Origin of the sequence: Nostoc favosum CHAB5714, from assembly GCF_020829495.1 — a bacterium.
GTDB classification, from domain to species: Bacteria; Cyanobacteriota; Cyanobacteriia; order Cyanobacteriales; family Nostocaceae; genus Nostoc; species Nostoc favosum.
Genome location: NZ_JAIVFQ010000034.1, coordinates 36,855 through 52,860, shown reverse-complemented (window position 1 = coordinate 52,860; position 16,006 = coordinate 36,855). Strand labels below are relative to the sequence as shown.

8 protein-coding genes are annotated in these 16,006 nt (G+C 38.3%); all 8 read left to right on the top strand.

The window, feature by feature from the left end:
* Positions 1–7 precede the first annotated feature (7 nt).
* The 8 genes from LC586_RS20925 (at position 8) to LC586_RS20890 (ending at position 15,896) form a co-directional block, all read left to right on the top strand.
* Positions 8–871 (top strand): 3-hydroxyacyl-CoA dehydrogenase family protein, encoded by an 864-nt coding sequence (locus tag LC586_RS20925; protein WP_229486627.1) that lies wholly within the window; start codon positions 8–10, stop codon positions 869–871.
* 27 nt (positions 872–898) lie between these two features.
* Entirely contained in the window at positions 899–1,150 is a 252-nt protein-coding gene (locus LC586_RS20920; protein WP_229486626.1) for an acyl carrier protein, read from the top strand.
* Between the two features lie 41 nt (positions 1,151–1,191).
* Positions 1,192–2,373, top strand: coding sequence for an acyl-CoA dehydrogenase family protein (locus tag LC586_RS20915; RefSeq protein ID WP_229486625.1), 1,182 nt, complete (start codon positions 1,192–1,194; stop codon positions 2,371–2,373).
* A 4-nt stretch (positions 2,374–2,377) separates the two neighbouring features.
* A complete protein-coding gene (locus tag LC586_RS20910; protein ID WP_229486624.1) occupies positions 2,378–3,448 on the top strand; it encodes an HAD-IIIC family phosphatase in 1,071 nt (356 codons plus the stop codon).
* Between the two features lie 27 nt (positions 3,449–3,475).
* Complete coding sequence (locus tag LC586_RS20905; protein ID WP_229486623.1) at positions 3,476–6,862, top strand: non-ribosomal peptide synthetase; 3,387 nt, start codon at positions 3,476–3,478, stop codon at positions 6,860–6,862.
* Positions 6,859–8,253, top strand: coding sequence for a condensation domain-containing protein (locus LC586_RS20900; protein WP_229486622.1), 1,395 nt, complete (start codon positions 6,859–6,861; stop codon positions 8,251–8,253). The genes LC586_RS20905 and LC586_RS20900 overlap by 4 nt, the downstream gene beginning before the upstream one ends.
* A 111-nt stretch (positions 8,254–8,364) precedes the next feature.
* Positions 8,365–11,130, top strand: coding sequence for a non-ribosomal peptide synthetase (locus LC586_RS20895; RefSeq protein ID WP_267921706.1), 2,766 nt, complete (start codon positions 8,365–8,367; stop codon positions 11,128–11,130).
* Between the two features lie 56 nt (positions 11,131–11,186).
* Positions 11,187–15,896 (top strand): type I polyketide synthase, encoded by a 4,710-nt coding sequence (locus tag LC586_RS20890; RefSeq protein WP_229486620.1) that lies wholly within the window; start codon positions 11,187–11,189, stop codon positions 15,894–15,896.
* The last annotated feature ends 110 nt before the right edge of the window (positions 15,897–16,006 follow it).

Below are 16,006 nucleotides of genomic sequence, written 5' to 3'. Positions count from 1 at the left end.
AAAAATCATGAAAATTCAAGTTGTCGGTGTAGTTGGAGCAGGTGTAATGGGAATTGGGTTAGCCCAAAACCTAGCACAAAGTGGTCATCAAGTAATTCTCATAGATATTTCCGAAGAAATCTTGGAACGTGCTAATGCACAAATCAAAAAAAATATTCGTTTTCAAGGATTTTTCAATAAAAATGAAAAAGTAGAAAATTCCGAGAATATTCTGCATAAAATTAAATTTTCTACCAATTATCAATTTCTGGAATCAGCAGAATTTGTGATTGAAAATGCCACGGAAAAATGGGATATTAAAAAAGGGATATACGCCCAGCTTGATGCTATTTGTCCTGAAAGTACCATATTTGCAGCCAATACTTCTGCCATTTCCATTACTCGTATTGCTTCAGTTACTAAACGTGCTGACAAAGTTATTGGAATGCACTTCATGAACCCGGTACCAATGAAGCCGATGGTGGAAATGATTCGTGGATATCACACATCTGATGAAACAATTTCGACAGCTAAAGAATTGTTGTCACAGATGGGTAAAGAAAGCATCCTTGTCAATGATTCACCTGGATTTGTTTCCAACCGAGTTCTCATGTTGACGATAAATGAAGCTATTTTCTTGCTACAAGATCAAGTTGCTTCAATTGAACAAGTGGATAGAATTTTCAAAAATTGTTTTGGTCACAAAATGGGGCCTTTGGAAACTGCTGACTTAATTGGATTAGATACAATTCTTTTCTCCATCGAAGTCTTGTATGAAAGTTTCAATGATAGCAAATACAGACCTTGCCCAATGCTGAAAAAAATGGTAGATGCAGGATTGCATGGCCGCAAGAGTGGACAGGGTTTTTATACTTATAATGTAGTATCTTGAAGTCAATTAGAATCAGGTAAATTAAAAATGCAACAAACTCAAGCAAAAATTCAAGAATTTCTCTCACGTTTTTTTCGTAACCATGACTTACAGCTAGATGAAGATATCTTCGCTCTTGGTTTTGTTAATTCTATGTTTGCCATGCAACTTGTTTTATTCATTGAACAAGAATTTAAAATTACTATTGAAAATGAAGATTTAGATTTTGCGAATTTTAAAACAATAAATGCGATGACTCGTTTAGTAGAAAGCAAAACAAATGTAGTGACGCCAGCATAAATTATTGACATTGATGAATATTTGTATATGGAAGTCAAAAAATGAAAGTTGAATTGACTGCTCAACAAAAAAACGCTCAAGCTGAATTTAGAACTTTCGTCAACGAAGAGATTGTTCCTGACGCAAATCACTACGACCAAGAAGAGTATACTCCTCCCAAACTTATTGAAAAGTTCGCTCATCAGGGATATTTAGGTGCGATATTACCTAAGGATTTTGGTGGGAAAAGTATAGATATTATTACCTATGGGCTGCTGAATGAAGAAATTGGCCGGGGATGTTCTTCGCTACGAAGCTTGCTCACTGTTCACAGTATGGTTAGTTATGCTTTGTGTAAATGGGGTAATAAATCTCAAAAAGAGTATTGGCTTCCCAAGTTAGCATCTGGTGAAGTGGTAGCTGCTTTCGCCTTAAGCGAACCTAACGTGGGTAGCGATGCCAAAAGTATAGAAACCACGGCGACACTTTCGGGTGATTCTTATATCTTAAATGGGCAGAAAAAGTGGATTACCTACGGACAAATTGCAGATGTTTTTTTAGTATTTGCCCAATGTTCGGGTAAACCCTCTGCTTTTTTAGTGGAAAACAATAGCCCAGGACTTTCAATAAAACCCATTTCTGGGATCTTGGGTGTTAGAGCTTCCATGTTAGCAGAATTACATTTTCAAGATTGTCGAATTCCCCAAGAAAATTTAGTAGGCAAGTTAGGTTTCGGTTTCTCTTATGTTGCTTCTTCTGCACTAGATTATGGAAGATATAGTGTAGCGTGGGGTTCTGTTGGTATTGCTCAAGCTTGTCTAGAAGCTTGTATTCAATATACAAGTGAACGACAACAGTTTGGTGTTTATCTTAAAGAACACCAATTGATTCGACAAATGATCACTGAAATGATAGCTAATGTAAAAGCAGCAAGGTTATTGTGCTATCAAGCTGGCTATCTTAAACAAATTGGCGATCCTACTTCCATAATGGAGACTTCAATTGCTAAATATTTCGCCTCTACAACCACAACCAAAATTGCCAATGATGCTGTACAAATCCACGGTGCCAATGGTTGCACAAGTGAATATTCTGTTGCTCGATATTTGCGAGATGCCAAAATCATGGAAATAATTGAAGGAAGCACGCAAATACAACAGATAACCATTGCTGATTACGGTTATCAGGAGTATATGTCACAATCTACTCCTACTGTGCCTCAAAAAATATTGGCAAGGATGTGAAAACATGAGTAGTACTAAAGCTGAAGTTTTAAATAATAAACAAGCTGCTCAAAAAGCTATTAAATGTGTGGTTTGGGATTTGGATAATACGCTTTGGGATGGTGTGTTGTTGGAAGATAATCGCGTTTCTTTGCGAAACGAGGTAGTCGAGATTATCAAAATATTGGATAGTCGTGGCATTTTACAATCTATCGCTAGTAAAAATGATGCCGCCAAAGCAATGGCACAACTCCAAGAGTTTGAATTGCACGAATATTTTCTTTATCCCCAAATAAACTGGAACTCCAAATCTAGTTCTATTCAGGAAATTGCTCAGTCCCTCAACCTGGGTATTGATACATTTGCTTTTATAGATGACCAATTATTTGAACTGGAAGAAGTCAATTTTTCACTGCCTGAAGTTTTTTGTATTAATGTGGCTCAACTAGCAGATTTGCTAGATATGCCAGAAATGAATCCTCGTTTTATTACGAAAGATTCAAAAATAAGACGATTAATGTATATTAGTGATATAGTTAGAAATAATTCTGAAACAAAGTTTGTTGGCACTCAAGAAGAATTTTTAGCTACACTCAATATGACTTTTACTATCTCTTCTGCCCAAGAAGAGGATTTGCAAAGAGCCGAAGAATTAACAGTCAGAACCAACCAGCTTAATACAACTGGCTATACATACTCATATAACGAACTAAATCATTTTCGGCAATCAGACAAGCATAAACTTTTAATTGCAAGTTTGGATGATAAGTACGGTAGTTACGGTAAAATTGGCTTAATTCTTGTGGAATGCCAAGAATTAATATGGACTATAAAACTTTTGTTGATGTCTTGTCGTGTGATGTCTAGAGGTGTCGGCACAATTATGCTGAACTATATTATGACATTGGCTAAAAATAACAATGTTCGTCTGCGTTCTGAGTTTCTTTCCAACGATCGCAACAGAATGATGTACGTCTCTTACAAGTTTGCAGGCTTCCAAGAAATTGCCAAGGAGGGAAATTTGCAAATTTTAGAAAATGACCTCACACGCATTCAACCCTTGCCTGAATATGTAAACGTCAAAATTCTCAATTAGAAGTGCTTGTAGCTTGATAGGGGCATTATGGACAACACAAAAGATAAACTTTTACAACGACGGTCAAAACTTTCATCCACTCAGCGATCGCTCCTCGAAAAACGGCTGCGGGGTGAAGTTGAATCTCAATTAGAAGTCATTCCTAAACGTTCCCAAATCAGTCCTGCTCCCCTATCTTTTGCTCAACAACGCCTGTGGTTTCTCCATCAATTAGACCCCGACAATCCTTATTACAGTGAACTAGCGTGTGTACAACTCTTGGGTGCGCTAAACGTCGATGCTTTAGAAAAAAGTTTCAACGAAATTGTGCAACGCCATGAAGCTTTACGTACTTCTTTTGAAATAGTTGAAGAACAAGCAGTTCAGGTGATTCATCCCGCTGTAACGGTAAAGTTGCCAGTGGTGAAATTGGACTTGATGCCAGAAGTTGAACGACAAGCACAAATCGAGCAGTTAACAACAGAAATAGCTCAAAAACCCTTTGACTTAACAACTGTTCCCTTGCTGCAAGTTGTGTTGCTGCAAATAGATGTAGAAGAATACTTATTGGTGTTTGCGATTCACCATATTGTTGTTGATGGCTGGTCTATAGGAGTACTCATCCGTGAATTAGTTGTACTTTATGAAGCCTTTTCTACAAATAAAATATCTCCTCTTCCTGAACAACCCATTCAGTACGCCGACTTTGGAATTTGGCAGCGTCAATGGTTGCAAGGGGAATTACAAAAGACGCAGCTTGATTATTGGAAACAACAGTTGGCAGGTGCAGCAACCTTAGCCCTACCCACAGATCGTCCCAGACCGCCAGTTCAAAGCTTCCGAGGCGCAGTAGCTTCTTTTGAGCTATCAGCGAGCTTAACTGATATGCTCAGGGATTTGAGCAACGCCGAAGGGGTAACTCTATTTATGACTCTGCTGGCAGCCTTCCAAGCTTTGCTTTATCGCTATACAGAGCAAGAAGATATCTGCGTTGGCTCCCCAGTTGCTAACCGCAACCAAGGTCAAATTCAAGGGCTGATTGGCTTTTTTGTCAATACCCTTGTGCTACGGACTCATCTTGGTGGTAATCCCAGTTTTTTGGAATTGCTGAATCGAGTGCGCCAGGTGTGCGTGGGTGCATATGCCCATGCAGATATCCCTTTTGAGCAATTAGTGGAAGAACTGCAACCGGATAGAAATCTCAGTCAGATGCCATTGTTTCAGGTGATGTTTGCTTGGCAAGAAGACACCCAAAAGCAATTGACACTACCTGATTTAACTTTGAATTGGCTGCCTACTCATACTCAAACTGCTAGGTTTGATTTAACTTTGCACATAGTGGATGCATCAGAATTGAGGGGGTTATTAGAATACAACACTGATTTGTTTGATGCTGAAACTATTACTCGGATAATAGAGCATTTCCGGACTTTGCTACAGGGGATTGTAGCAAATCCACAAGCAAAATTATCAGATTTACCAATATTAACGACTGATGAGTTAAATCAGCAATTACTGGAGTGGAATAACACTGAGGTTGAATATCCTCAACAGCAATGCATTCATCAATTGTTTGAAGCGCAGGTAGAACGCACACCTGATGCAATAGCAGTTGTGTTTGAGGATGAACAACTAACTTATTGGGAACTAAATGCTAGAGCAAATCAATTAGCACACTATTTGCAACAGTTGGGGGTGAAACCAGAGGTATTGGTGGGCATTTGTGTAGAGCGATCGCTTGATATGGTAATCGGACTATTAGCCATCCTCAAAGCAGGTGGTGCATATATACCATTAGACCCTAGTTATCCTCAAGAACGCATAGTTTGTATACTAGAAGATACTCAAGCGCCAGTGTTGCTCACTCAAGCGTCGTTTGTGGAGACAATACCCCAACACAAAGCGCAAGTCATTTGTTTAGATACCGACTGGCAGAGCATTGCCCAACAAAGCAAGGAAAATTTATTCTCTGAACTAAGTATTAATAACCTAGCTTATGTCATCTACACCTCTGGTTCAACAGGCAAACCTAAAGGCGTACAAATCCCCCACAGCACTTTGAGCAACTTTTTGTACTCAATGAGGCAAACCCCAGGTTTAACTGAGGAAGATACCTTACTAGCACTCACCACTATATCCTTTGATATTGCTGCGCTAGAACTTTTCTTACCAATCATAGTAGGTGCTCGCTTGGTAGTCGCCAGTCGAGAAATCGCCTCCGATGGAACGCAGTTGTCAGCAAAACTGATAGACTCAAAAGCTACAGTTATGCAAGCCACACCAGCTACTTGGCAACTACTTCTAACAGCAGGCTGGAGTGGAAATCATCAATTAAAAATTCTCTGTGGTGGAGAAGCTTTACCTGGACACTTAGCTAATCAATTATTGCATCGGTGTGCCTCTTTGTGGAATATGTACGGCCCCACAGAAACCACCATTTGGTCAGCAGCATCTCAAATAAAAACTGATGGTAAGATTGTACCAATTAGTCACCCGATCGCCAACACACAACTTTACATCCTAGACCAATACAGCCAGTTAGTTCCTATTGGTGTAGCAGGGGAATTGCATATCGGTGGAGATGGTGTTGCACGAGGCTATTTCAAGCGCCCTGACCTAACAGCAGAGAAATTTATACCCAACCCATTTAGTAAAGAAACTACACGTTTGTATAAAACAGGAGACTTGGCACGTTATCTGCCAAATGGAGAAATAGAGTACATTGGTCGGATTGATAACCAAGTTAAAGTACGTGGTTTCCGCATTGAACTTGGAGAAATTGAAACGCTCATTACACAAGACGCAAGAGTACAAGAAACAGTAGTTGTAGTACGCTCAGATTCAGCAGATTCTCAACGACTAGTTGCATATATAGTTCCTCAGAAAGATCAAACACTAACAATTACTGAACTACGTAGCTTTCTGAAATCAAAGTTGCCAAACTACATGGTTCCAACAGCTTTTGTCATATTGGAGACGTTACCACTAACACCTAATGGCAAGGTTAATCGTAAAGCACTACCCGCACCTGATACAGCAAGACCAGAATTAGACAAAGAGCTAGTACCACCTCGTAATTCTGTAGAAGCCAAGCTGACTGAAATTTGGACAGAAGTGCTTGGTGTAAAACAAGTGGGTATTTTGGATAACTTTTTTGAGTTAGGTGGGGATTCTATCCTTGGTATTGTAGTTATCACTAGAGCCAACAAAGCTGGTTTACAACTGACCGTTAAACAGTTATTTCAACATCAAACAGTTGCTGATTTAGCACCTGTAGCAGTTATAAGAAAGGTAAACAAAGCTGAACAAGGACTCATCACAGATTTAGTCTCTCTTACACCAATACAATTTGACTTTCCAGAAGCAGACTTAAACCAACAAGACCTTGAACGGTTTTTGGGAAAAATCAACTCAAGGAGTAATAAAATAAAATGAGAGAAAATATCCAAGATATATACCCACTATCTCCAATACAGCATGGTATTCTCTTTCATGGTTTGCACGCCCCGGAAATGGGACTATACCATATGCAGTTTGTCTACACTTTTAGTGGCAATCTGAATCTTGCTGCTTTTAAATACGCTTGGCAGCAAGTCACAAGCCGACACACAATCTTGCGTACCAGCTTCTATTGGGAAGAATTAGATAAACCATTACAAGTTGTGCATCAGCAAGTAGAAGTACCTGTAGAGTACCAGGATTGGCAGGAACTCAATTCATTAGAACAACAAGAGCGTTTAAAATCTTTTATCGACAGCGATCGCTTGCGGCGTTTTGATTTTTCCCAAGCACCTCTAATGCGTGTGGCTATAATCCAGATTCAAGAACACGCTTACTATCTTGTTTGGAGTAGCAACCTGATCATTCTAGATGGTTGGTCATATCCATTGGTATTAAATGATGTGATTGAAATTTATGAAGCATATTGTCGGGGTCAAGATGCACCCTTAGCAGATGGCAGTTGCTTTAAAGACTACATTAAATGGTTGAAACAGCAGGATTTATCCAAAGCAGAGGAGTTTTGGCGACAACAACTAAATGGAGTAAAAGAGCCTACTCCCCTAACTAACTTATACTCAAACAAATTGTCTAATTTAGAAGAACGCTATGAGGATATACAAATCAGTCTATCAGAAGCAACTACAAAGAATCTAAATTCATTAGCAAGACAGCATCACCTGACTATGAATACATTAGTTCAGGGAGCTTGGGCTATACTCCTTAGTCGTTACAGTGGCAAAAATGAAGTAATTTATGGCTGTACTACTTCTGGTCGTCCAGTAGATTTAGAGCGATCGGAGTCAATGGTAGGGGAAATGGTTAATACCTTACCAGTACACATCAAGATAGATTTCGACGAGTATTTATTATCTTGGCTTCAGCAATTACAAACTCAATTGATAGAAATTCGAGAGTATGAGTATTCTCCACTGGTAGATATTCAAAAGTGCAGTAAAGTACCGGGTAATGTACCATTGTTTGAGAGCTTTGTGGTGTTCGAGAACCAAAAAACAGGTAAGTTTCTGCAAGAATGGGGGAGTCTAAACATCTCTGAGCAAACTACCTATTATAAAACAAACTATCCTCTAAATATAGTTGGCTATCCTGGCTCAGAACTGACGATTGGAATTAATTATGATTTTCGCCGCTTTGATGCTGCAACAATCATTAATATATTGGAGCATTTAAAAATATTGCTCGAAGGTATGGTGAAGAATCCTAAAGTACGTATTAAGGAGTTATTGTTGCTTACAGAGCAAAAAACCCATATTAAATTATTAGCGTTAGAAAAAGAAATGTCATTAAATTTTGATACAATAAATTAAATGATTATTATAACAGTTGAGAAGTCAATATCACAAATGAAAAATTACTAGTTATCAAAGATTGAGTTTTATCTATAACTTTTGTAAGTTATTTTGTTATCAAGGAAAGTAATGATTATGCATTTACACTCGGATGAATTATTGTCACAAAAAATTTATTATATAAATAAATTATCAGGAGAATTACCAGAAACAAATTTAAGGCTGGATTATCTCAGACCTATACTGTTTAGTGATAGAAGCAAACTATTTTGTTTCGATTTATCAAATGATTTATCTCAAGCAATCATTAAGCTAACTAAAGGTTCTTATTTTTCAACTTACTGGATACTGGTGTCTGCATTGAATATATTGCTGCAAAAATATACTAGAAATAACGATATTCTTGTTGGGATACCTGTATATGAAGAGATTGCTACAAATGATTTAAATCGCAAAGTTATTCCCTTGCTTACTCAGGTAACACCTCAACTATCATTCAAAAATTATCTGTTTCAAGTCAAAGACGCAATCTTAGATGCTTTTAACAATCAAAACTGCAATTTTGATGAGTTAATTCAGTTATTGGAGATACCGACAAACTCTAATCGTTGTCCACTTTTTGACATAGTGGTTTTACTAGAAAATATTCATAATAAAAATGATTTAAATTATCTCAACAATGATATTACATTTTCTTTTTCAATTAATGATGAATTTATTAGTGCTAGTATAGAGTACAGTGAAAATCTTTTTCAAAATGATAATATCAAATTATTCAGCAGATACTATACTAATGTTCTTGATAATATTATCAATAATGTGAACACTAAAATGTCAGATATTCTTTTTTTGAAAGAAGCTGATAAACACCGATTATTGAAACAGTACAATAATAACTATGAAGAATATCCAGTCGATAAGACAATAAATCAGTTATTCGAGCAACAGGTATATAAAACCCCTAACAATATAGCAGTAGTTGATGGAGGTACGAAATTAACTTATCAAGAGTTAAATGAAAAAGCTAACCAGCTAGCTGTAATTTTGCGTAAGCTAGGAATCAGGAAAGGTGAGTTTGTAGGCATATTTAAAGACCGTGATATAAATTTTCTTATCGCTATTCTGGCTATATATAAGGCTGGTGGTGCTTACGTACCGATTGACAGTACTTATCCGTCAAATAGAATTGAATATATGTTATCTAATAGTGAAGTTAAGTTTCTTTTAACTGATACTTCCTTGTTAACTGTTTTGACAGAATTAATAGATAACTCTTTTCAATTAAAATCTATTATTTGTTTAGACGGGGTTATTCCCGAAAGCGTACAACTAACTCATAACCAGGAACTAACAATATACGATCAACTTGGTTTTATTAACCTTCCCGAGGACAACTTAGAACAAATAAACGATGCTAGTGACCCAGCCTACATGCTCTATACCTCCGGTTCCACAGGACTACCCAAGGGAGCAATAGTTAGACATGATGGTGCAGTTAATCACATTTATGCCCAGTTCGATGAGTTGGAATTGACCGAGGAATTTTGTTTTCTCCAAAGCGCCCCTTCTTCAACTGATATTTCCGTTTGGCAGTTTTTGGCACCGCTATTAATTGGCGGAAGGACGGTAATAGTAGATATTGAAACTGTTGCAATTCCTGATAAGCTATTTCAAGTACTCAAATCAGAAGAAATAACAGTTGTTGAATTAGTACCTGCATTATTTGGCGGGTTGCTTGAATATACTTCGGGGCTACCAAATAACAAAAGAGAATTGCCTCATTTGAAATGGATGATGGTTGTAGGGGAGCCTGTGTCGGTTAATTGGGTAAATAAGTGGCTTCAAGTATATCCGCAAATCAAAATTGTTAACGCTTATGGCCCGACCGAAGCTGCTGATGATATTACCCAGTTTATCGTTGACAAGCCTTTACCAGAAAATCAGCGAACAATTCCAATTGGAAAACCGCTAGTGAACTTAAATCTCTACATTCTGGATGAGCAAATGAAATTATTACCGATTGGTGTTCCAGGAGAGATTTGTGTATCGGGAATTGGTGTGGGTGCTGGTTACTGGAAAAACGAAGAAAAAACTAAATTAAGCTTTGTTCCGAATCCGTTTATAGATGGAAGGAAGAAGTTACCAGAAAATCGTGCAGATTTGATTTATAAAACAGGAGATTTAGGCAGGTGGCTTCCCGATGGGAACATAGAATTTCTCGGACGTATTGACCATCAGGTAAAAATTCGTGGCTTCCGGGTTGAGCTTGGTGAAATAGAGACATTTCTTGGTCAGCACTCGAATATTCGTGAAAATGTAGTTGTGGCTTATCAAGAGGAAGTAGATAACACAGTATTAGTTGCCTATGTGGTTGCAAAGATAGAGCCATCTCCTAGTATTAGCGAACTGCGTAGCTTCTTGAAGGAAAAATTACCTGACCACATGGTTCCTTCTGCCTTTGTGATGCTGGATAATTTACCTCTAGCGCCAAGTGGAAAAATAGACCGTAAAGCTTTGCCTAAACCAGATAATCTTCGTCCAGAATTAGAAACAGTTTACGTGTTACCGCGAAATGACATGGAACTTACAATTACCGATATATGGCAGAAAATACTTAAAGTAGAAAAAGTCGGTATTGAAGATAACTTTTTTGATCTTGGCGGTCATTCTTTAAACGTGCTTCAAGTCTACAGTAAACTGCGAGAACTATTTAAACCAGACTTAGCTATAACTGATCTTTTTAAATATCCAACTATCAGCTCCATATCTCGGTATTTAAACCAAGAAGAAGATGATGTATTCGCAAATCAAAGCAATGAATTAAATGAAGAGTTAGAATTTGGTAAAAGAAGATTAAAGCAACGCTTTTTACGCAATCAACAACAGAATGTTTAATAAATAGCTAATAAGCAATAGGCCAATAGTTAACATTATTTATGGACAACTCACCTATGGAAAATTCAGCATATTTAAATAATCAAACTGGTTTGGAAATAGCTATTATCGGCATGAGCGGCTGTTTTTGTGATGCTAACAATATTGATGAATTCTGGAAAAATCTTCGAGATGGTGTAGAATCGATACATATATTCACCGACCAAGAATTAAAAAATTTAGGTGTAGATCCTGCTTTATTAAGCAACCCAAATTATGTAAAAGCAAAGGGTGTAGTCAAAGATATAGACTTGTTTGATGCTTCATTCTTTGACTTCAGTCCCAGAGAAGCTGAAGTCATGGACCCTTCGCTGCGTTTTTTCTTGGAGCATTCATGGAAAGCACTTGAAGATGCCGGTTATAGCTCTGAAGTATATAAAAAGCCTATTGGTGTCTATGCTGGTACAAGCCTTGGCAGTTATCTACTTAACATTTATTCAAATTACGATATTGTAGCCTCTGTCGGTGATGCACAGATAGAAAAGGGAACTTCTCCAGATTACGTTACTACACTTACTTCTTATAAATTAAACTTAAACGGACCCAGTTATGCGGTGCAAACCACTTGCTCAAGTTCATTAATTGCTGTACATTTAGCCTGCCAAAGTCTGCTCAGTGGTGAGTGTAATATTGCTTTAGCAGGAGGAGTTTCAATATCAACAGCAGATGGTTATTTATATCAGGAGGGAGGAATCGAATCTCCCGATGGACATTGCCGTGCTTTTGATGCAAAGGCTGCGGGAACCGTAAAAGGAAAGGGTTTGGGTCTTGTAGTTCTCAAACGTTTAGAAGAAGCGATCGCAGATGGAGATTGCATCCATGCGGTCATCAAAGGCTCTGCGATTAACAACGATGGGTCAGATAAAGTTAGTTACACAGCACCGAGCGTAAATGGTCAAGCGAAGGTAATTAGGGCGGCTCAAGTTATGGCTGAAGTTGAACCTGATACTATTAGCTACATTGAAGCACATGGAACAGGTACTAAACTAGGCGATCCCATTGAAATAGCTGCTTTAACGCAGGCTTTCCGTGCGAAAACTCAAAAGAAAGGCTTTTGTCGTATTGGATCTGTGAAAACCAATATTGGGCATTTAGATTCAACTGCTGGGGTTGCAGGTTTGATTAAAACCGTACTAGCCTTAAAACACAAACAAATCCCGCCTAGCTTAAACTTTGAAGAACCATCACCCCAGATAGACTTTGTGAACAGTCCTTTCTATGTAAATAACAAATTATCTGAGTGGAAAACTAATGGTACTCCTCGCCGTGCGGGTGTTAGTTCCTTTGGTTTTGGTGGAACAAATGCCCATGTAATTTTAGAAGAAGCTCCCATACTTAAACCTTCTAGCCCTTCAAGGTCTTGGCAGTTATTATTACTTTCAACCAAGACAAGTACAGCACTCTCAACTGCTACAGAAAATCTGGCTAATTATCTCCAGGAACATCCAGATTTAAATCTTGCCGATGTTGCTCACACCTTACAAGTGGGTCGCTGGAATTTGAATCATCGCCGCATGGTAGTTTGCCAAAATCAGGAAGACGCAATTAATGCATTGCGAGACCCTCAAAGAGCTTTCACACATTATCAAGAACCTTGTAACCGCCCGATTGTATTTATGTTTTCCGGACAAGGTTCGCAATATGTAAATATGGGTCGGAAATTATACAAGACCGAAGCCGTATTTAGAGAGCAAGTTGATTACTGCTGCGAACTGCTCAAACCTCAGTTGGAATTGGACTTGCGTACAGTTCTCTATCCCAACGAAGAAAAAGCTCAAGAAGCAACACAAAAATTGCAACAAACAGCAATTACTCAACCAGCGCTGTTTGTAATTGAATATGCTTTAGCCAAGTTGTGGATGGCATGGGGTGTACGCCCTGAGATGATGATTGGTCACAGTATAGGAGAATATGTAGCTGCCACTTTGGCTGGAGTTTTTTCTTTAGAAGATGCCTTGGCAATAGTGGCAACGCGAGGAAAACTAATGCAGCAGTTGCCTGATGGTTCTATGCTCTCGATTGGGCTTCCAGAAAAGGATGTACAAAAACTGCTAGAGCAGGAAGTATCTCTCGCAGCGAGCAATGCACCTTGTTCCTGCGTGGTATCGGGTTGCACAGAAGCTATAGAGCAATTGCAACAGGAACTACAACAAATAGGTGTTAGCTGTAGGCGTTTGCATACTTCCCACGCTTTTCATTCTCAAATGATGGAACCCATCATTGGAACCTTCGTCCAATTTTTACAAAAACTAAAACTTAATCCCCCAAAAATTCCTTTTATATCCAACCTCAGCGGTACTTGGATTACAACAGCCCAAGCAACAGATCCTAATTATTGGGTACAACATCTCAGACAGCCTGTACGTTTTTGCGAAGGAATTATTGAGTTAGCGAAAACACCCGAAACGTTATTCTTGGAAGTAGGGCCAGGACGAACGTTAAGCACTTTTGTTAAACAGCATCAAAAAGAAGAATCCCCAGTGCTGACATCACTTCGCCACCCTCAAGAGCAAGAGTCTGATGTGGCATTTTTACTTAATAGTTTAGGTAAGCTGTGGCTATTTGGTGTAAAAGTAGATTGGTCGGGTTTTTACACTCATGAGCGCCGTCATCGTATTCCTTTACCAACATATCCTTTTGAACGACAACGTTACTGGATTGAGGTAAATAGAAATGCTACTTTAGCAATGATATCTCAGACCAATTCAGGTAGGAAGCCAGATATTGCTGATTGGTTCTACGTTCCTCGTTGGAAAGAATCTACGCCACTTGAGCTTCTCAAAAAGGGAGAATTGCTAGAGCAAAAGTCATACTGGTTAGTTTTTGTAGATACATACGGAGTTGGTTCTGAAATTGCCGAGCAACTCAGACAAAAGGGGCAGGATGTGGTAATAGTGGGGCTGGGAGAGCAATTTACCAGACTTGACGACCATACATACACAATTAATCCCCAACAAAAAGATGACTATGATGCTTTACTCCAAGGACTGCAAGAGCAGGATTGGAAGCCACAACAGATAGCGCACTTTTGGACCATCACACCTGACGATACTTTAACTCGCCAAGAGCCAGACGGACAGATACACTTAAAGCGTCAGTTTTTTGAAGATTATCAAAATCTCGGTTTGTACAGTCTTGTCTTCTTAGCACAGGCTTTGGGACAGCAAAATCTCACTGAGCCGATTAAACTGATGGTTGTCACCAGTAATGTACATGATGTAACTGGTTCAGAGATTTTGTGTCCTGAGAAAGCAACGATATTAAGTCCGTGCAAAGTAATTCCCCAGGAATATCCTAATATTAGCTGCTGTTGCTTTGATATTGTGCTGGCATCGCGACATAAGCCATCACAAAAGCATATTGATTATCTACTTGCCGAATTTACAGCACAGCCAACTGACAATTTAATTGCTTATCGCAAAAATCATCGCTGGGTTCAAACATACGAGCCTATCCGTTTAGATGAAAATATTACTGGTAAAACTAAGTTAAGGAAACAAGGAGTTTATCTAATCACTGGTGGACTCGGAGGTGTTGGTTTAGTATTGGCGGAATATCTCGCAAAGACTGTCCAGGCGAAATTGGTTCTGCTTGGACGAAAGGGACTTCCCGAAAAAGACCAGTGGCAAGAATGGTTGGAAACTCACGATCAAGAGGATAGCATTAGCCATAAGATTCGCAAAGTACAAGAAATTGAGGCTTTGGGTGCTGAGGTTTTAGCGATCGCTGCCGATGTGGCAAATGAAGAACAAATGCAAAAAGCGATCGCAATAGTAAATGAGCGCTTTGGTACGATTAACGGCGTTATTTATGCAGCAGGTAATAGCGAAGAAGCACATTGCGCTATTGAAGAAACTTCTTATCGCTTGGCTCAATTGCAATTTGACTCCAAAGTATTTGGAATATTTGTTTTAGAAAAAGTTTTACAGCAACAAGACCTTGATTTTTGTCAATTTACTTCATCTTTAGCATCTATTTTAGGAGGTTTAGGATTTATTTCCTATTCTGCCGCTAACATTTTTATGGATGCTTATGTTCACAAACATAACCAAACTAAATCTTGCTGTTGGAGTAGTGTTAACTGGGATGATTGGGAAATAGGGGGAAAACAAGATATAAATATTGAAGCAAATTTGTCTAAATATCCGATCACCTCTAAGGCTGGTGTAGAAGTATTTGAACGTTTGTTAACGCTAAATGAAGTGAGTCAAATTCTTGTTTCTACTAGAGATTTACAAGCAAGAATTCAGCAATGGATAAAAGTTGAATCTTTACGAAATCAGGATTTTTCAAATAATGAAAATCTGGAAGAAGGATTAGCATTTTTAGAAGATAAATATGCTTCAACAAGAAGTTATCCACGTCCTAATTTACAAAATGATTATGTAGCACCTCGAAATGAATTAGAAGCAACTATTGCCAAAGTTTGGCAAAATATCCTGGGAATTCAAGAGATAGGTATTTACGATAATTTCTTTGAACTTGGTGGTGACTCATTGCTTCAAGTTCAAGTTAATAGCAAGTTACGTGAAGTGCTCAAACGAAACTTGTCTCTCCTAGACCTATTTAGATATCCAACCATCAACTCTTTAGCAAATTCTTTGGAACAGAACGAAAATAAACAACTGTCTCATGATATGATGGCTAATATACCCGAAAAAATTGCAGATGGAAAAGCTCAACAAAGAAAGCGTCTGCAAAAAATCAAAACTATTGAGAATATCTAAGATTTATTAAGATTAAGTGGTGTTTCGTCATCTGCAATTTACCTCAAGTTGCATATGCTCAGTCAACAAGTTTGAATAAATAATTGTATTGATAACATTCCAGGAATAAT